General features: G+C 69.7%; 14 protein-coding genes, 1 tRNA gene and 1 pseudogene. 5 read left to right on the top strand and 11 right to left on the bottom strand.

The annotated features are described in order from the left end of the window. Nucleotides 1–175 precede the first annotated feature (175 nt). Nucleotides 176–826: a nucleotide exchange factor GrpE gene (gene grpE, locus ACFWRT_RS17535; protein ID WP_380949747.1), complete on the bottom strand. Its 651-nt coding sequence runs from the start codon at nt 824–826 to the stop codon at nt 176–178. After that, complete coding sequence (dnaK, locus tag ACFWRT_RS17540) at nt 823–2,676, bottom strand: molecular chaperone DnaK (protein ID WP_380949746.1); 1,854 nt, start codon at nt 2,674–2,676, stop codon at nt 823–825. Before dnaK ends, grpE begins: the two co-directional genes overlap by 4 nt. Before the next feature lie 441 nt (nt 2,677–3,117). Here dnaK and ACFWRT_RS17545 point away from each other — a divergent pair. The 4 genes and pseudogenes from ACFWRT_RS17545 to ACFWRT_RS17560 all read left to right on the top strand — a co-directional run bounded on the left by ACFWRT_RS17545 (nt 3,118) and on the right by ACFWRT_RS17560 (nt 8,778). Continuing rightward, nucleotides 3,118–3,884, top strand: a pseudogene (locus ACFWRT_RS17545) (sugar transferase). Between the two features lie 95 nt (nt 3,885–3,979). Next, nucleotides 3,980–6,262 (top strand): heterodisulfide reductase-related iron-sulfur binding cluster, encoded by a 2,283-nt coding sequence (locus tag ACFWRT_RS17550; protein ID WP_380949745.1) that lies wholly within the window; start codon nt 3,980–3,982, stop codon nt 6,260–6,262. Nucleotides 6,263–6,527: 265 nt separating this feature from the next. Further along, nucleotides 6,528–7,694 (top strand): FG-GAP repeat domain-containing protein, encoded by a 1,167-nt coding sequence (locus ACFWRT_RS17555; RefSeq protein WP_380949744.1) that lies wholly within the window; start codon nt 6,528–6,530, stop codon nt 7,692–7,694. A 103-nt stretch (nt 7,695–7,797) separates the two neighbouring features. After that, entirely contained in the window at nt 7,798–8,778 is a 981-nt protein-coding gene (locus tag ACFWRT_RS17560; protein ID WP_380949743.1) for a Yip1 family protein, read from the top strand. An 83-nt stretch (nt 8,779–8,861) separates the two neighbouring features. Here the strand turns inward: ACFWRT_RS17560 and ACFWRT_RS17565 are convergent, their stop codons facing one another. Together ACFWRT_RS17565 and dcd are read right to left on the bottom strand one after the other, a co-directional pair. Further along, nucleotides 8,862–9,362 carry a phosphoribosyltransferase gene (locus tag ACFWRT_RS17565; RefSeq protein ID WP_018514097.1) on the bottom strand — a complete coding sequence of 167 codons (501 nt, stop codon included), beginning with the start codon at nt 9,360–9,362 and terminating at the stop codon, nt 8,862–8,864. 6 nt (nt 9,363–9,368) lie between these two features. Beyond that, nucleotides 9,369–9,944, bottom strand: a complete 576-nt coding sequence (dcd, locus tag ACFWRT_RS17570; RefSeq protein WP_003967584.1) for a dCTP deaminase — start codon at nt 9,942–9,944, stop codon at nt 9,369–9,371. 483 nt (nt 9,945–10,427) lie between these two features. Between dcd and ACFWRT_RS17575 the strand changes: the two genes are divergently transcribed. Continuing rightward, a tRNA-Gly gene (locus tag ACFWRT_RS17575) sits at nt 10,428–10,498 on the top strand. 72 nt (nt 10,499–10,570) lie between these two features. Here the strand turns inward: ACFWRT_RS17575 and ACFWRT_RS17580 are convergent. The 7 genes from ACFWRT_RS17580 to ACFWRT_RS17610 all read right to left on the bottom strand — a co-directional run bounded on the left by ACFWRT_RS17580 (nt 10,571) and on the right by ACFWRT_RS17610 (nt 17,859). Continuing rightward, nucleotides 10,571–11,737: a tyrosine-type recombinase/integrase gene (locus tag ACFWRT_RS17580; protein ID WP_380949742.1), complete on the bottom strand. Its 1,167-nt coding sequence runs from the start codon at nt 11,735–11,737 to the stop codon at nt 10,571–10,573. Further along, the gene (locus tag ACFWRT_RS17585; protein WP_073776313.1) at nt 11,737–11,946 is read right to left on the bottom strand and encodes an excisionase family DNA-binding protein; all 210 of its coding nucleotides are present in this window, start codon (nt 11,944–11,946) and stop codon (nt 11,737–11,739) included. The genes ACFWRT_RS17580 and ACFWRT_RS17585 overlap by 1 nt, the downstream gene beginning before the upstream one ends. A gap of 246 nt (nt 11,947–12,192) precedes the next feature. Further along, nucleotides 12,193–13,443 (bottom strand): DUF3631 domain-containing protein, encoded by a 1,251-nt coding sequence (locus ACFWRT_RS17590; protein ID WP_380949741.1) that lies wholly within the window; start codon nt 13,441–13,443, stop codon nt 12,193–12,195. Then, on the bottom strand, nt 13,440–13,790 hold the full coding sequence (locus tag ACFWRT_RS17595) for a hypothetical protein (protein ID WP_380949740.1): 351 nt from the start codon (nt 13,788–13,790) through the stop codon (nt 13,440–13,442). Before ACFWRT_RS17595 ends, ACFWRT_RS17590 begins: the two co-directional genes overlap by 4 nt. Beyond that, nucleotides 13,787–14,674, bottom strand: coding sequence for a bifunctional DNA primase/polymerase (locus ACFWRT_RS17600; RefSeq protein ID WP_380949739.1), 888 nt, complete (start codon nt 14,672–14,674; stop codon nt 13,787–13,789). The genes ACFWRT_RS17595 and ACFWRT_RS17600 overlap by 4 nt, the downstream gene beginning before the upstream one ends. Continuing rightward, nucleotides 14,671–15,402, bottom strand: a complete 732-nt coding sequence (locus ACFWRT_RS17605; RefSeq protein WP_380949738.1) for a DNA cytosine methyltransferase — start codon at nt 15,400–15,402, stop codon at nt 14,671–14,673. Before ACFWRT_RS17605 ends, ACFWRT_RS17600 begins: the two co-directional genes overlap by 4 nt. Nucleotides 15,403–15,702: 300 nt before the next feature. Continuing rightward, nucleotides 15,703–17,859: an ATP-binding protein gene (locus ACFWRT_RS17610; RefSeq protein WP_380949737.1), complete on the bottom strand. Its 2,157-nt coding sequence runs from the start codon at nt 17,857–17,859 to the stop codon at nt 15,703–15,705. Nucleotides 17,860–17,925: the final 66 nt, after the last annotated feature.

The raw sequence follows: 17,925 nt of genomic DNA on the forward strand, positions 1-17,925 counted from the left end.
GGGGGGGGGGGGGGCGGGTGGGGGCCCGACTATCTTTTTGTTTTTTCATTACCCTACATGGGCGCGGGGGGGGGGGCGGCCCCCCCCCCCCCGCGGGGGGGGGGGGGGGGGGCCGGGCGGGGGCCCCCCCCCCCGGACCGGTCGGTGTGCACCCTGGTGGTCGGACGGATTCCCGTCAGACCTCCTCGGTGCCACCGCTCTCCTCGTCGTCTGTCTTCTCTTCCTTGGCCGCCGCGGGCGTGGCGCCCGGCTGCGGCTCGGCGACGGCCACCCGCGCGGGGCGGATGGTGCGCTCGCCGATGCGATACCCCGGCTGGAGGATCGCCACGCAGGTCGTCTCGGTGACGTCCGGCGCGTAGCTGTGCATCAGGGCCTCGTGGATCGTCGGGTCGAAGGGCTCGCCCTCCTTGCCGAACTGCTGGAGGCCCAGCTTCGCGACGACCGTCTCCAGCGATTCGGCGACCGACTTGAAGCCGCCCACCAGCTCGCCGTGCTCCCTGGCGCGGCCGACGTCGTCGAGCACGGGCAGGAGCTCGGACAGGAGGTTCGCGACGGCGATCTCCTTGACCGTGACCCGGTCCCGCTCCACGCGGCGGCGGTAGTTCTGGTACTCGGCCTGGAGCCGCTGGAGGTCCGCGGTGCGCTCGGTGAGCGCCGTACGGACCTGGTCCAGCTGAGCGGTCAGGCCGGCGGTCTGGTCGGTGTCCCCGGCCGGGGCCGCCGCCTCCTCCTCGGAGGGGTCGGCGGCCTTCGGCTCGGCGTCATCAGGGGTGGCGCCGGAGGGGACGTCGGGCTTCTCCTCGAAGCCCGGAGTCTCCTCGGTCACGCCGCACCGCCCTTGGTGTCCTTCTCGTCGTCCACGATCTCGGCGTCGACGACATCGTCATCGGCCTTGCCCTGGGCGTCGCCCGGGGCCTCGGCGCCGGGCGCCGCACCCTCGGCCTGGGCGTTGGCGTACATCGCCTGGCCCAGCTTCTGGGAGACGGCGGCGACCTTCTCGGTGGCCGTACGAATCTCGGCGGTGTCCTCGCCCTTGAGCTTCTCCTTCAGCTCGCCGACAGCGGTCTCCACCTCCGTCTTGACGTCCGCGGGGACCTTGTCCTCGTTGTCCTTGAGGAACTTCTCCGTCTGGTAGACGAGCTGCTCGCCCTGGTTGCGCGACTCGGCGGCCTCGCGGCGGGCGTGGTCCTCCTCCGCGTACTTCTCGGCCTCTTCGCGCATCCGGTTGACCTCGTCCTTCGGCAGCGAGGAGCCGCCGGTGACGGTCATCTTCTGCTCCTTGCCGGTGCCGAGGTCCTTGGCGGCGACGTGCATGATGCCGTTGGCGTCGATGTCGAAGGCGACCTCGATCTGCGGCACACCGCGCGGGGCCGGCGGCAGACCGGTCAGCTCGAACATCCCGAGCTTCTTGTTGTACGCCGCGATCTCGCGCTCGCCCTGGTAGACCTGGATCTGGACGGACGGCTGGTTGTCCTCGGCCGTCGTGAAGATCTCGGAACGCTTGGTCGGGATCGTGGTGTTGCGCTCGATGAGCTTGGTCATGATCCCTCCCTTGGTCTCGATGCCGAGGGACAGCGGGGTGACGTCGAGGAGCAGGACGTCCTTGACCTCGCCCTTGAGGACACCGGCCTGGAGCGAGGCGCCGATGGCGACGACCTCGTCCGGGTTCACACCCTTGTTGGCGTCCTGGCCACCGGTCAGCTCCTTGACGAGCTCGGCGACGGCCGGCATACGGGTGGAGCCACCGACGAGAACGACGTGGTCGATCTCGGAGAGCTGGATGCCCGCGTCCTTGATGACGTTGTGGAACGGGGTCTTGCAGCGGTCCAGGAGGTCCGAGGTGAGCTGCTGGAACTGCGAGCGCGTGAGCTTCTCGTCCAGGTGCAGCGGGCCCTCGGCGGACGCCGTGATGTAGGGCAGGTTGATCGTGGTCTCGGTCGAGGACGAGAGCTCGATCTTCGCCTTCTCCGCGGCCTCGCGGAGACGCTGGAGAGCCATCTTGTCCTTGGACAGGTCCACGCCGTGCCCGTTGGCGAACTGCTTCACCAGGTAGTCGACGACGCGCTGGTCCCAGTCGTCACCACCGAGGTGGTTGTCACCGTTGGTGGCCTTCACCTCGACGACGCCGTCACCGATCTCCAGGAGCGACACGTCGAAGGTGCCGCCACCGAGGTCGAAGACGAGGATCGTCTGGTCGTCCTTGTCCAGGCCGTACGCCAGGGCGGCGGCGGTCGGCTCGTTGACGATGCGCAGGACGTTGAGGCCCGCGATCTCACCGGCCTCCTTGGTCGCCTGACGCTCGGAGTCGTTGAAGTACGCCGGGACGGTGATGACCGCGTCGGCCACCTTCTCGCCCAGGTAGGACTCGGCGTCGCGCTTCAGCTTCTGCAGGATGAAGGCGCTCATCTGCTGCGGGTTGAAGCCCTTGCCGTCGATCTCGATCTTCCAGTCAGTGCCCATGTGGCGCTTGACGGAGCGGATGGTCCTGTCGACGTTGGTGACCGCCTGACGCTTGGCCACCTCGCCGACCAGCACCTCGCCGTTCTTGGCGAAGGCGACGACGGACGGCGTGGTCCTGGCGCCTTCGGCGTTGGTGATGACGGTGGGCTCGCCGCCTTCGAGAACGCTGACGACGGAGTTAGTCGTGCCCAGGTCGATGCCGACCGCACGTGCCATTTCAATTCCTCCAACTGACTACTTGAGTGGATCTGACTCAAGGATGCACGACACCGGTCCCGGAGTCAACAGACCTGAGTCGACCCCACTCAACTTAGGTGCCGGTACGCGTCACCATCGCGCCGCTCCCCCGACCCACCATCCCACCGTGGGATCGTTCTGTCACAAAATGCCGCGAGACGGTCGCAAACGCCATCGATCGGCTGGCACAGGCACTCCATCAGGCACTCCATCAGGCACTCATCAGGCACTCCATCGGACTCCGAACCCCGGGCGGGCGCGATGCGGAACGCGAGACAGCGGCGCGTGCGACAGAAGAACCAGAGGAAGAGGCAGCGGCAGAGGCGGTCGGGAGAGCAGGCACAGCAGGCACAGCACGCACAGCAGGCGCAACAGGGCCGGCAGGGTCGGAGGGAACAGCCCCAGCCCCGCCCCGAAGCCATGCCCGGCCCCGGGACGCCCCCGCCACCCCCACCGCCCGCGCCCTCGATCCCGTACGCGTACGCCACCGAGCCCCCCGCCCCCCGAAAGCGCCCCCACCCCGCCCCCGGCACCGCCCGAGGCCACTTCCCCTCCCGCCCCGCCGCACACCTCGCCGGCCTCACCGACCGGGTCGGCCACCTCGCGGACCGCCTCACCCTTCGCGCGTCACCTAAAAGGGTGCTGGACCTGACCCTCGGCACCGCCCTCCTGATCACGGCCGCCCCCGCCATCACCCTCGGGGCCCTGGCCCTCGCCCTCCGCCGGGGCCCCGGCAACGTATGGGAGCGGACTCCCCGTACGGGCCTGGGCGGCCGGGTCTTCACGCTGCGCACCCTGCGCACCCGCCGGCTCCGGCTCGACCTGCTCTCCCGGCTCCCCCAGGTCGTCCGGGGCGACCTCTCCCTCGTAGGACCGGCCCCCCTGGCACCGGGCGACCCTCGCGCGGCGTGGCCGGGGGCCCGGCAGTGGCGGCACGAGCTGCGGCCGGGACTGACCGGACTGGCGCAGGTGCGCGCCCGCTCCGGCCTGCCGTGGGACGACCCCGCCCTGCTGGACCAGCACTACGCAGAGCACCATGGAGTGGTACGCGACCTGGCGATCCTGGCGGAAGCCGTACGCAACCCCCTGCGGACGGCGCTCCGGAAGGCCCGCCTCATCACGGCACAACCAAGGCACACCTGAGCGACACAGATCACCGCCCGCCCGGCTACAGCCGGGTGGACTAAGTGGATAGTGTCAGCACAGACTAATTAAGTTACTGCTTAGTAGTAGTGGGCAGTCGTAACTGGATCCCGCTCTCGCAGGCCCGAGGAGCCCCGAAATGCAACTCGCCGCGATCATCGTGTCGCTGGTGCTGACGGTCGTCGGCGTTGCGCTCATCACCCGAGCCGTCGCGCAGATCTACCGCTTCGTCCGTCTCGGACAGCCGGTACCAGCAGGCAGCCGCACCGACGACCCCAAGGCCCGCACGATCACGCTGGTCAAGGAGTTCCTCGGCCACACCCGGATGAACCGGTGGGGCATCGTCGGCTTCGCGCACTGGTTCGTCGCGATCGGCTTCCTGACGCTGCCGCCGACGCTGCTCCAGGCGTACGGACAGCTCTTCCAGGCCGACTGGGTGCTGCCGTTCATCGGCACGTTCCTGCCGTTCGAGATGTACATCGAGTTCATCGGCCTGATGACGGTCGTCGGCATCGTCGCGCTGATGGTGATCCGGCTGCTGAACCTGCCGTCCCGGGCCGGCCGCAAGTCGCGCTTCGCCGGCTCGAAGGCCTGGCAGGCGTACTTCGTCGAGTACATCATCCTGATCATCGGCCTCGCGATCCTCACGCTGCGCGGCCTTGAGGGCGCGATCCACCACGTCGACAGCTACGGCGCCGCGTACTTCGTGTCGTACCCGCTGGTCCTCGCCTTCAAGGGCCTGAGCATCAGCACGCTCCAGACGCTCATCTACTTCACCGCGATGATCAAGATCGGCACCTCGCTGATCTGGATGATCACGGTCTCGCTCAACACCAACATGGGTGTCGCCTGGCACCGCTTCCTCGGCTTCCCGAACATCTGGTTCAAGCGGAACGCCGACGGCGACGTCGCGCTCGGCGCACTCCAGCCAATGACGACCGGCGGCAAGGAGATCGACTGGGAGGACCCGGCCGAGGACGCCGTCTTCGGTGTCTCCCAGGTCGAGCAGTTCTCCTGGAAGGGCATCCTCGACTTCTCCACCTGCACCGAGTGCGGCCGCTGCCAGTCGCAGTGCCCCGCCTGGAACACCGGCAAGCCGCTCTCCCCGAAGCTCCTGATCATGTCGCTGCGCGACCACGCGCACGCCAAGGCGCCCTACCTGCTCGCCGGCGGCGGCAAGGACATGGAGGGCAACGAGAAGGCCACCGAGGAGCAGCTCAAGGACGTCCCCGCGGCCGCCCTCGCCGAGGCCGAGCGCCCGCTGATCGGCACCGCCGAGGAGAACGGCGTCATCGACCCGGACGTCCTGTGGTCCTGCACCACCTGCGGCGCCTGCGTCGAGCAGTGCCCGGTCGACATCGAGCACATCGACCACATCGTCGACATGCGCCGCTACCAGGTGATGATCGAGTCCGCGTTCCCGTCCGAGGCGGGCACGATGCTCAAGAACCTGGAGAAGAAGGGCAACCCCTGGGGGCTGGCCAAGAAGGCGCGCGTGGAGTGGACCAAGGAGGTCGACTTCGAGGTCCCGATCGTGGGCAAGGACGTCGAGGATCTCACCGAGGTCGACTACCTGTACTGGGTCGGCTGCGCCGGCGCCCTGGAGGACCGGGCCAAGAAGACCACCAAGGCCTTCGCGGAGCTGCTGCACATCGCGGGCGTCAAGTTCGCGATCATGGGCGGCGACGAGAAGTGCACGGGTGACTCCGCCCGCCGCCTGGGCAACGAGCCGCTGTTCCAGCAGCTCGGCCAGGAGAACGTCGCGATGCTGAACATGGCGTTTGGCGAGGACTCCGCCGAAGGTGAAGAAGGTGACGGGACGACGAAGAAGCCCAAGTCGTCGAAGAAGATCGTCGCGACCTGCCCGCACTGCTTCAACACGATCGCCAACGAGTACCCGCAGCTCGGCGGCGAGTACGAGGTCATCCACCACACGCAGCTTCTCCAGCACCTCATCGACGAGGGCAAGCTGATCCCGGTGACCCCGGTCGAGGGCCTGATCACGTACCACGACCCGTGCTACCTGGGCCGCCACAACAAGATCTACACCCCGCCGCGCGAGATCATCGCGAAGGTCCCGGGCCTGCGGAACGAGGAGATGCACCGCCACAAGGAACGCGGCTTCTGCTGCGGCGCCGGTGGTGCCCGGATGTGGATGGAGGAGCGGATCGGCAAGCGCGTCAACAACGAGCGCGTCGACGAGGCCCTCGCCCTCAACCCGGACATCGTCTCCACCGCCTGCCCGTTCTGCCTCGTCATGCTGACCGACTCGGTCAACGGCAAGAAGAACGACGGCCAGGCCAAGGAGTCCATCCAGGTCGTGGACGTCTCGCAGCTCCTCCTGGAGTCGGTGAAGACGCCCGTCGACCCGACCGGCGACCCGGAGCAGGTGGACGCACCGGAGCCGGAACCGGCAAAGTGACGTAACGCATCGGCGTGATGAGCGGCCGGACCTGCCTCGGGGGCAGGACCGGCCGCTTTTCCGTACCCGAGTTCTCCGTACCCGAGGCCGGCCGCCGTGTGTGAGCCCCGACATGTACGCGCGGACGTATCTGGAGCATCATGTGCCCCGGAGAACACGCCCGCACCGGCGACCGGCCGACCCCCACCACGTACGACGAACAACGAGCGACGAGCGACGAGCGACGAGCGACGAGCGACGAGCGACGAGCGACGAACGAGGGCCCGTGCGCACACGCATCACGCACCCGAAGGCAACAGCAGCAGCGGCAACGACCACCACCAAGGCCGCGGCCGCCCTCGCCGCAGGCTGCGTGGGTCTGCTGCTGGTGCTCACGGGCTGCGACAGCTCCTCGGCCGCCGACCCGTCCCCCTCCGCCGCCGACGCGAAGAACGGCGACAGCGCACCGGTCCCCGCCCTCCCCGTCCCGCGCGGCGAGGGCAGCCGTGTCCCGTACGACTTCAACGGCGACGGCCGCCCGGACCTGGTCATCAACGACCTGGTGAAGGCCCCCGAGGACCTGCACGGCGACGACGCGGGCATAGGCATCGTGTACGGCACCGAGGACAGCCCCCTGGACCCGGCCGCCCGCCAGTTGCTGAACGCCAGCGCCAACGCGGCGAAGTCCGGCGACACCGTGCCCGCCGCGTTCGACGCGGAGGCCGCCTGCGACCTGGACCGGGACGGCTTCACGGACCTGACCGTCTCCACCGACCCCCCGTACAACGGCGTCGGCGCCCCGCCCGTCCCCCTCCAGATCCTGTTCGGCGCGCCGGAGGGCCTGACCGGCAAGGCGGTCACGGTACGGATCCCGGCGCAGGCGCGGTACGGCAAGGAGTGGCCCGAGCACCCGCTCTGCGGCGACTTCGACGGCGACGGCAGCACCGACCTCGCGGTCACCGCGAGCGACGGCCGGATCTCCTTCCTGCGCGGCCCCTTCACCCGCGCCGGGGCCCCGGCCGGCGCGGAACTGCTGCCGGACGGCACCCCGTACCTCTACGCCCCCGAGCCGAAGGCCGACACCGACGGCGACGGCTACGACGACCTCGTCGCCACCGCACGCCCGCGCACGCCCGGCAAGGCGGCCAAGGGCACCCTGCTGCTGGGCTCCGCGGACGGCCCGGCACACCCGGGCGGCGCGTACACCTTCCCGGCGGAGAAGCTCCCCGAGGCCCCCCTGCGCACCAAGGGCAACAAGAGCACCGAGAGCACGAAGGACACCACCCGCACCACTCTCCTCTCGCACGGCGACTTCGACGGCGACAAGAAGGCGGACACGGTGGTACGGAGGACGTACCACCGTGGCGAACGCGAGGACCTGGTGGCGCTGTACGCGGCGGGGAACACGGACGACCCGGTCCTGACGTTCTCCACGGCCCTGTTCCTCCCCTGAACCCGGAGGAACTCCCCCTAGGGGATGTCACAGCTCGGCCGCAATGGCGCACGGGTTCCCCCGGCCCCGCTCCCCGACAGCGGGGACCAGGTACGTTCGATGGGTGGCTGGATTCAGGATCGGACGCGGCCGGGACAACCGCACCCCGCAACAACCGCAGCAGCAGCGGCAGCAGCCGTACGGAGGGCAAGCACCACAGCCGCCGTACGGAGGTCAGCCGTGGCCGACGGCAGGAGGCGCGGCGCCCCCGCAGTACGGAGGAGCGCCGCAGGGCACCCCGTACAACAACGGCGGCGGCTACGCGGGCAACGGACACGACGGCAGACACGGCGGGCACCACGGCGGCCCCGGCCAGGGCCCCAACGGGACGCGCGGCGGCCACGGCGAGCCGGAGTACTTCGGCGACCCGTACGCCGGCGACCCCGCCCCCCACGACCCGTACGCCAACAACCCGGGTCACACGCAGGCGTTCAGCATCGACGAGTCCCCGTACGGCGACGGCGACACCTACCGCGCCGGCTCCGCCCCCGCCCAGCCCGCCGGCCCGCGCCTGCCGTGGAAGGCGCTGCTGACCGGCATCGTGACGCGCCCAGGACCGACGTTCTGGCAGATGCGGGACTACGCGGTCTGGGGCCCGGCGCTGATCGTCACGTTCCTCTACGGCCTGCTCGCCCTGTTCGGCTTCGACCAGGCCCGCGAAGAAGCGATCAACGCGACGATCTCGACGGCCATCCCGTACGTCCTCTTCACCGGCGTCGGCTTCGTCATCGGCGGCCTGGTCCTCGGCGCGGTGACCAACGCCCTGGCCCGCCAGCTCGGCGGCACGGGTTCGTGGCAGCCGACGGTGGGCCTGTCGATGCTGATCATGTCGATCACGGACGCCCCGCGCCTGGTCTTCGCCCTCTTCCTGGGCGGCGAGAACTCCCTGGTCCAGATCGTGGGCTGGCTGACCTGGCTGGCGGCCGGCGCGCTGTTCACGTCGATGGTGAGCAAGTCGCACGACCTGCCGTGGCCGAAGGCGCTGGGAGCGTCGGCGATCCAGCTTCTGGCGCTGCTGTCGATCATCAAGCTGGGCACGATCTGAGGCTGGGACGGCCGTGAGAAGGCCCCCGGGCGCGTACTGCGCTCCGGGGGCCTTCTCACGTACGTACTACGTACGTAGAGGGATCACGCGTCGAGAACCTGCCCGTCCCGCCGCACGACGGGCTTCTCGACACTCCACGGGAAGTTGATCCATTGATCGGTCTTCTTCCACACGTACTCGCACTTCACGAGGGAGTGGGACTTCTCGTAGATGACGGCGCTGCGGACCTCGGCGACGTGGTCGACGCAGAAGTCATGGACGAGCTTGAGGGTCTTGCCCGTATCGGCGACATCATCGGCGATCAGAACCTTCTTGTCGGAGAAGTCGATCGCGTTGGGGACGGGCGCCAGCATGACGGGCATCTCCAGGGTGGTCCCGACCCCGGTATAGAACTCCACATTGACCAGATGGATGTTCTTGCAGTCGAGGGCGTAAGCGAGCCCGCCCGCGACGAACACCCCACCCCGCGCGATGCTCAGCACGACATCGGGCTCGTACCCGTCGTCGGCGACGGCCTGGGCCAGCTCGCGCACGGCGCGCCCGAAGCCCTCGTAGGTAAGGTTTTCCCGCACGTCACTGGCCACGATTGATCACACCTGAGTCCGATGGAAGTTCTGGAACGACCGTGAGGCCGTGGGCCCCCGCTGCCCCTGGTACCGCGACTCGTACCGCTCGGAGCCGTAGGGGAACTCGGCGGACGAGGTCAGCTTGAACAGGCACAGCTGCCCGATCTTCATGCCCGGCCAGAGCTTTATGGGGAGGGTCGCGAGGTTCGACAGCTCCAGGGTCACGTGCCCGGAGAACCCGGGGTCGATGAACCCGGCCGTCGAGTGCGTCACCAGACCGAGCCGCCCGAGCGAACTCTTCCCCTCCAGCCGCGAGGCCAGGTCGTCGGGGAGCGAGATCACCTCGTACGTGGACGCCAGCACGAACTCCCCGGGGTGCAGGATGAACGCCTCATCGCCCTCCGGCTCGACGGTCCGCGTCAGGTCGGGCTGTTCGACGGCGGGGTCGATGTGCGGGTACCGGTGGTTCTCGAACACCCGGAAGTAGCGGTCCAGCCGCACGTCGATGCTCGACGGCTGCACCATCGAAGGGTCGTACGGATCGATACGGACTCGCCCGGCGTCGATCTCGGCCCGGATGTCCTTGTCTGAGAGAAGCACGCCCCGAGGATACGCAGAAGGCACGACCCCACCCCAACCGGACCGGCGGCCCGTGCCTTCCGCCCTCGCTTCCTTACCGCTTCTCGAACCCCACAGGAACGGCCTGCCGCAACCGGGCGCACCGGGGGCAGCGGATCAACCGCCCCGGCCCGATCCGGTCGGCCCCGAGCTGCTGCATCGGGAACGACGAGGTAGCGAAAACGTGCCCTTCGGCACAGCGGACGACGGTGCGCTCCATCGACTCCATCAAGTCCCTTCCCCAACCGCATATGGACGAGACCGCCACATTAGGGGATGAACAGGACGCCACCACAACCGGCACTCCGCCCCCGCACGCTACGCCCCCAACTACCGCCCACCACAACCGCGTCCACCCCACCTGCGGCCCGGCCCCCGACGCAGTCAGGCCCCACGGCTCATCCACCGGGGGCCTGACATGGGGTACAGTGTGTGACGATGCAGCGCCGATCATCGGCACGCTTCGCGGGTGTAGTTTAATGGTAGAACATGAGCTTCCCAAGCTCAGAGCGCGAGTTCGATTCTCGTCACCCGCTCTTCCACGAACCCCCAGGTCATCGGCCTGGGGGTTCGTCGTTGTCTAGACCTCCCTAAGCGCCTTGCACCACCTACGCACCACCTGACCCCTTTTCGCGCTCCTCGCGCGCCTTGTCGCGGGCCTTGCGCACGATCCGGTCCAGCCCGCCCGCCACCTCCTTCTGACGCTCGTGGTCGGAGTGCTGATAGATCAGGGCGGCCTTCTCCGTCGACTGGCCGGCGCGCACCATCGTGTCCTTGAGTGTCGCGCCCGATCGGGTGGAGAGGGTGTGTCCGGTGTGCCGGAGGTCGTAGAAGCGGAAGTTCTCCGGGAGCCCGACCGTGGTCCGCGCCTTGCGCCACTTCCGCCCGAAGGTGGAGCGGCGGAACGGCTTGCCCTTCTCCCCGACGAACAGGAGTCCTTCCGCTCCCTTCTCCGCGTACCAGTCCATGTGGCGCTGAAGGTCTTTCCGCAGGAACTCCGGCAGGACAACCACGCGCTTCCCGGCCTCCGACTTCGTCGGCCCCTCGGCACGCTTGCCCGTCGCCAGCTCCGGGGCGGCCTTGCGAACGACGATGGTGACGTTGTCCACGTCCACGTCCTTCCGTCGCAGCTCCGCCTGTTCCTCCGGCCTCATGGGGCCGTAGGCACCGAGGTAGACCATCAAGCGCCACCGGATGCCGATGGCGTCCGCGAGTGCGTCGACCTGGGCGACGGTCGCCACCTGGCCCGACTGCGAGACCTCTTTTCCGGCACCGCGAATGCGGCAGGGGTTCCGGCGGATCAGTTCGTCGTCGGTCGCGGTCCCCAGGATGGCTTTCAGCAGCCGGTAGGACTTCGCGACGGTCGTAGCGCCCGTGGCGGTCAGGCGCTCCGCCCGCCACTCCCGTACGCGCGGCGGGGTGATCTCGTCCAGGTCGAACCCACCGAACGCAGGGACCAGATGGAGCCTGAGCAGCCGGTTGTACAGCTCCTCTGTGAGGGGCGCGACGCCCCGTTCCACCACCCACTTCGTCGCGTATTCCTCGAAGTTCACCGCGCCGGCGTCCGGGTCTCGCCACGCGTCGCGGGTCATGTCCGCTTCGACCTGCGAGAGCCAGACCTCGGCATCGGTCTTCGTCTCGAACGTCTCCGGTGCCCGGCGGCGCTCCCCGGCGGGGTCCAGATAGGAGGCGGTCCAGCGTCCGGACCGGTACTGCCTGACTGCGCCGAAGCGACGCATCGTCATCGTCTTGGCGCTCTTCTTGCGCTTGGCCATCAAGCGGCCCTCCTCATGCGGCGACGGGGCCGGATCGGTTCAACGGTGTTGGTGGCAAGGAACTCTTCGACGGCGCTCGCCGGGAAGCGCACATGGGTACCGACCTTCAGGTACCGGATGCGTCGCTCCGCTACGAGGCGGCGCGGAAACCGCTCGGTGGTCCCCAGCAGCTTGGCGAGAGCCTTGACGTTCAGGTAGGTCTCCTCCAACGGCGAACGTCTGGCGGGGGTGGGCACGGCGGTAAGCCTGCGGCTGGCGTGAGCAAGGTTGCCCATCGGGCGTGACTCCTTGGCGGTGAGGCACCGGGGGCTTCCCGCCCCCTTCTGGAGAATCCGCAACGTCCGCCACGCCGCCACATCGCAGGTCAGGGGCCTGTGTTTGTGGCGGATGGCGGTCGTGTGGCGGATAGGTGCCGCCACACGCGGTCGTGTGACGGCACCTGGTGGCGCTGGGGGTCAGCCCGCGACCGGGAGGAGCGGTGTGGCGGTTTCCGCAGGCGTGTGGCGGATGGGTGTGGCGGTATCCGCCACGGATTCACCCCCGCTGACCTGCGGTGTGGCGGACGTGGCGGACGTTGCGGATTCCTCAGGGGGCGGGGGGCAGTACCGCGTCCAGGCGTCCGTGAGGTCTTCCGCGTAATAGCCCTTAGGGGTGCCGGCGGGGGTGCGGATGCCACGCGGCTTGATGGGCTTGATAGCCGGGGTGACGTACTGCCCCAGCAGCTTGGCGAGCGTCCGGGAGTTCAGCGGCTTGTCGTCCAGGTCACCCCAGGGGGCGTCGTCCATGCGGAGCAGGATTTCGAGGATGACGGCCGTGGGCACGCGGTCCGCACCGCAGAACACCGTGTCGCGCAGGTCGGTCAGCAGCCGGACACCCAATGACGCTTCGTCGTTGTCCTGACCAGCGTTGATCAGGTCCAGGCACGCGGCCCGGGCCCGTGCGGGCCAGGTTCCGCCGGCCGCGTCCGCGACGGCGAGCAGCGGCTCCCACACGTCGGCGGGCCGGTCGGTGACCCCTTCGGGCATCTCAGGCCACGCGTTGGCGACCTGGTCGCGGACGGTGTCGGCCCACTTCGCGATCCGGTCGCGCAGGGCGTGGCCTTGCTTCTCGTGGACGCGCTGACGGTAGGACTCGACCTTCTCGTTGGGGGCCCGCTTCCGCATCCGGATGATGACCGACCGCGTCAGCACCGTGTCGGGGAGGGAACCGAGCCCCGCCATGGCGACCGCGCAGTACGAGCCGAACACCTGGGCGTTCTGGTTGGAGCCGTCCCCGACGCACCGCAGGGCCCCGCCGATACGCCGGTATCCGGCGTTCAGGAACCCGCGCAGCGCCTCGTCCGCCCCGGCCTTGGGCCCGAAGATGGTGTCGACCTCGTCGAACAGGACGGTGGGCAGTCCCTCGGCGGAGTCGACCAGCCGGTACAGAGCGTTCGCGGACGCGGACACCGTGCTCATGGGCCGGGGGGTGAGGAGTTCCACGATCTCCAGCGCCCGCGACTTCCCCGACCCCGGTTCCGGGGAGAGGAACGCAATGCGCGGGGTGGTCTCGAAGCAGTCGATCAGGTGGGCGTGCGCGTCCCACAGGGCGACCGCGACGTAGGCGGACTCGGTGGGGAACACGTTGAACCGGCGGTGGAACGCCTCCAGTTCATCGAGCAGGGCAGCACCGTCGATGGGTGCCTTGGTCTGCTGGTCGGGGTTCATGCGGCGTTCCTCCGGTGCTGCTCGGTGTGCGGGCAGTGGTCGACGCGGGCGCGGGTGGTGAGGTCGGTGACGCGGTCTCGGCCCCGGGCGCGTTCGTGGTGGCCGCAGGCGCAGAGCCAGTCGGCGGCGGGGATCTGGTTGCGGCCGAGCCCGCGCACCGCGAGACCGGGGCGGATGCCGGTCACCGTGACCGTGCGCGGGTCAGGGAGAACAGCAACGCGGATGGCCTGACGGCCGACGACCTTCGGCACGCCACCACCGGCCGGTCCTGCGGCCCGGTTGGCGACCTGCGGGCTGTTCGGGGTGACAGGCAGGCTCTTAAGGCGAGGGTTCGGGGCGGTGGTCATGCCGGCCGCCCGGGGTTGTTGGCGATGGACCAGTTCAGAGCGCTGGTCACGGCGGCGCGGCACTCGTTCTCGCGGAGTCCGGCCGCCAATCCCGCCGAATTAAGAGCCTGCTCCACCTCACTGCGGGCGAGGTCGCCGGACGGGATGAACCGCCCCAACGCCCGTGCGGCCCTCACCAGCGTCCAGTTCCGCACACCCTCCCCAGCCCCGGCCACGGCCGCCGTTTCGGCCCTGAGAGCCGCTGCGGCGTACCTGGAGGCCCGAACCGGCACAGGTGCAGCCGTCAATGCCCGGGGGGCCTGACGGAGCGTCAGGAGGGCGTGCAGCCATTCCGGGAGCGGTACAGGCTCGGTGGGGTCAACCACCTCGTACGCACCGTGCGCGAGGACGCTCCCGGCCGCGACGACGTAGCCGCCGTGGGCGCGGGTGTCGATGTGCTTGCCGAGCCTGCCCGCGCTGTTGCCGAGCCGGACCCCGTCCGGGGCGGTGAAGTACAGGTGGTGTCCACCGGACGCGGTCCGGGTCCGGTAGGTGGCGGGGACGGTCTGCCCGGCGCGCTCGCAGAGCGCTTGCAGGGAAGTCACGCCGTCAGGCGTCCCTTTCGGGTCCTTCGCCTTGACCGGGTCCAGGTCCACCACGACCAACCCGGACGGGCCCGTGGCCAGACCGACGTTGAACGCCCCCGCCGACCACGCCTTGCGGATGCGGTCGCGGTCGGTGGTGGCCCGCTGCTCCCACTTCCGGTGCCCGCTCGCGCAGTCGCCGATGCCGGGGCAGGCGGTCTCGCCGTGGAGGGCGGGCCGCTTGTCGCGGGGGCGGAGCGGGAAGACGTGCCACCCGCGCTCGGCCGCGTCCAGCGCGCCGTTCAGGAGACGGCCGTTCACGCGGCCACCCCCACCGGACGGACAGCGGTGAGCAGGGCGCGGCCGATGTGCTCGGAGAACGCCGGGGGGATGGCCTCGGTCAGTTCCTCGCGCACGTCGGTCCACGTGATGCCCATGGCGGTCTGCATCTCCGGGACGGTGGCCTTACCGCCGCCAGCGCCGTACGGGGCGACGTAGGGGCCGTCCCGGTAGACGCCGTGCCGGTAGCCGCGCACGTACCCCCTGTGCTTCGGGTGCACCGGCTGCGGCATGGTCCAGCCGCCCAGTTCGAAGTTGCGATGCCGTAGGACACCGAGTCTGAACATCTCCCCGCACAGCCACACGTCCCGCCGCACGGGCGCTTTGCCGGTGGGTTGCTCGATGACGTACGGGAGGCCGGTGGCGTCCAGCAGGGTGCGCAGTTCGGGGATGAGCTGGACGTGGTCACGTCCCCAGCCGCGCGACTTGTTGGTGCCGATGGTGAGCGCGCATCCGGCCTGGCACGGCGGGGAGGTGTGCACGGCCGCGAACCGGCCGATCTCCCCCGACGCGATCAGGGCGGCGAGGTAGTCGAGAGCATCCGCCCGGACGAACGTGAACGGATAGTTGGGGCGGTCGATGATGTCGACGCCGATGACGTCGAACCCGGCGCGGTGGTAGCCGGTTCCGGCGCCGCCGGCGCAGCAGAACAGGTCCAGTAAGAGCGGCCGGTGGCCGCGCTCTCGCCGGATGGGGGTGGGTTGGGTCATGCTGGGTGTCTCCAGTTCTGTGAGGTTCTGGCAGACGAGAGCGGCCCCACGACTTTGGCGAGACGAGGGGGCCGCTTTCGGCGTGCCGGGTAGTATCCGGAATCCCTGCCGCTGGTGCGGCAGGGAGGCTTGGGCACCCCCTGTCGGGGTGCGTGTGGAGGGGGTTTCGGGGGTCTGACCTGCGGTGCCTCCCTGACTCCCTGGCAGATCATTTGCGCTGGTCAGGGCCAGGGAGGCGGGTCAGGGAGGGGACCAGGGACTTCTCCCTGCCTCCCTGACCCGGCGGGGGGCGCCTCCCTGCTACTCGGCAGCCGAAGCGGAACCCTCGATGTCCCGGTTGGCGAGGTGGCGGGCGAGCCGCTCGCGGCCGATGACCATGCGGCCGTCGGACTTGTAGGGCTCGGCCCCGGTGCCGTCCAGGACCCGCTTCAGGTCCAGGTGCGACCACTTCCCGTACGCGTCCTCGTTGAGTGCCGCGAGGCGCTTGAGGACGTCCTGGGTGAGGACGCGAGAGGTGTCTCCGAGGACGGTCATGATGTCCGCGAGCGGGTCACGCTCCTCGCCGTGGTCGATGGCGGTCAGGGTGGTGACCCCGTCCCGCAGAGCCTTGGCCCGGTCCGCGACCACGGCGGCATCGTCGGTGCTGATGTAGTGCGTGCGCACCGTGATCGCGGCCTGCCCGGCGGGAATCTTGATTCCGTCCGAGGCGACCACGACGGTCCCCTTGTCCAGCCCCGGGCGCAGCAGGTTCGGGGCGGCCCCGCCGTCGACCGCCTTGTCCCCCAGCGCCATGCGGGCCTGCGACTCGGTGCCGAGCGCGAGGGAGGCGCGGGTGTGGGCGCCTTCGCGGACGAGCTTGGGGAGGTTCTGGTCGGTGGGGTCCTGGGTGCCCTGGTAGAGCAGCACGTCCACGGCCCGGCCCTGGTTGTGGATCTTCCGGGCGGCCATGAAGTAGCGGGCAGTGGCCTTGGACCCGCCGTAGGGGCGCTTCTCGCTGTCCACGAGCGGGCACATGAACGCGACCTGCGCTTCGTCCACGACCAGGATCAACGGCGTGAACACCGTGCCCGGTGGGGCCTGGATACGCCGCTCCATCTCCGCGACGCCGCCTTCGAGCATCTCGGTCGCTTCGATGACGTGGTCATCGGTCGGCCCCTGGATCAGCACGGTGGCCAGGCCGTCGAACATGCCCCAGTCGCCCACGCCCTTGAGGTCCGCGATCCGGAACTCCACCCGGGCGTCCAGGGCAAGCCAGAGGGCCAGGGCGCGCAGGGCGGCGGTCTTGCCCTGGTTGGACAGGCCCGTGATCAGGAAATGCCGCTGGTAGAGGCTGATCAGGGCGCCGTCCCCGCGCAGGTCCTGGCCCCAGGGGGCCCGACCCTTGGCGTAGTCGGCGGTGAGGGTGGTGTCGGTCAGGAGCGGGGACGGGCCGATCGGCTCATCCAAGGCGCCGCTGTCCGCGATCCAGAGTCGGACGGTGCGGGCGGCCTGCGGGATCGTGATGAACACCTCGTGTTCGTGGCGGGCCAGGTTCTCCGCCAACTTCCGTCGGCGCCCCTGTACTTCGTTGGTGGCGACGCCGGAGGGGAGGGTGACGTCGACTTCGACACCGCACCCGGCGATGCGGATGGGGCCGAGCATCGCGGCCCCGGCGTCGCCCATCTCCTTCACGGCCTTGCGCAGCGGGGCGATGCACAGGTCCCGGAGGGCGGTGACGACGACGGACGGGGTGATCGGTGCCCCCGCGTCCGTCGACCGGGCGGGCAGTACCCACTGCGGTGCCGCCTGCTGGTGACGGCCCACCCCCCATAGGGCCAGTAAGGCGGCCCACGGTCCCAGGGTGACCAGCGGTCCCCAGACGACCGTGATGACGACGACGATCCAGCGGACCAGTTCGATCAGGGCCAGGGTGGGGGTGGCGAGGTCAGCAAAGTTCTTGTTGGCGATGGCGAGGAAGATGCCGAGCACCAGCAGCCCACCGGCCGTAAGTCCGGCTGCTGCGGCGGCGCCCTTGGCGGCCTTGACCGGGGCGGAGAGCAGGTCCATGCGGCGCTGGTGGCGGGCGGCGCGGAAGCGGGAGAGGCGCTCTTCCCACTCGGTGGCGAGGTCGAGGTTCCCCGCGGCTTCCGCCGCCCGCAGCATCCGCTCGTACCGGGAGGCGGTACGGCCCTCCCAGGCGCGGCGGGCGACGATCCGGCCGCCGCCGACCACGTACATGCCGTGCCGGACGGTGAACCGGGCGGTGGAACGGGTCCGGTCGTGCGTGGCAATCCGGCGCGCGGCGCGGCCGGTGCGGACGATCCGCGACGCACGCAACGTGGCCTGGGTCTGCGGGGTGGTCGGGACGGTGGCCGGGTCTTTGGCCAGGCTGACCGGTTCGGCCGGCGGGGTGGGGCGGTGGTCGTCGAGGTGGTGCACGGTCCCCATTCCGGGGTCCGCGATGGCGGGTTCGGTCATGATGAACGTGCCTCTCCGGCTCGTTGCTGCTGGGTTGGGGTGAAGGAGGGGGTGGCCGGTTTCCTT

The sequence above is a fragment of the Streptomyces cyaneofuscatus genome, assembly GCF_042718795.1.
Taxonomy (GTDB): domain Bacteria; phylum Actinomycetota; class Actinomycetes; order Streptomycetales; family Streptomycetaceae; genus Streptomyces; species Streptomyces cyaneofuscatus_A.

Bases quoted from the DNA above. Each gene is read 5' to 3' on its own strand.
- ACFWRT_RS17580 (WP_380949742.1), bottom strand. From the start codon at position 11,737: ATGGCCAAGCGCAAGAAGAGCGCCAAGACGATGACGATGCGTCGCTTC.
- ACFWRT_RS17590 (WP_380949741.1), bottom strand. From the start codon at position 13,443: ATGAACCCCGACCAGCAGACCAAGGCACCCATCGACGGTGCTGCCCTG.
- dnaK (WP_380949746.1), bottom strand. From the start codon at position 2,676: ATGGCACGTGCGGTCGGCATCGACCTGGGCACGACTAACTCCGTCGTC.
- ACFWRT_RS17610 (WP_380949737.1), bottom strand. From the start codon at position 17,859: ATGACCGAACCCGCCATCGCGGACCCCGGAATGGGGACCGTGCACCAC.
- ACFWRT_RS17595 (WP_380949740.1), bottom strand. From the start codon at position 13,790: ATGACCACCGCCCCGAACCCTCGCCTTAAGAGCCTGCCTGTCACCCCG.
- ACFWRT_RS17605 (WP_380949738.1), bottom strand. From the start codon at position 15,402: ATGACCCAACCCACCCCCATCCGGCGAGAGCGCGGCCACCGGCCGCTC.
- ACFWRT_RS17550 (WP_380949745.1), top strand. From the start codon at position 3,980: ATGCAACTCGCCGCGATCATCGTGTCGCTGGTGCTGACGGTCGTCGGC.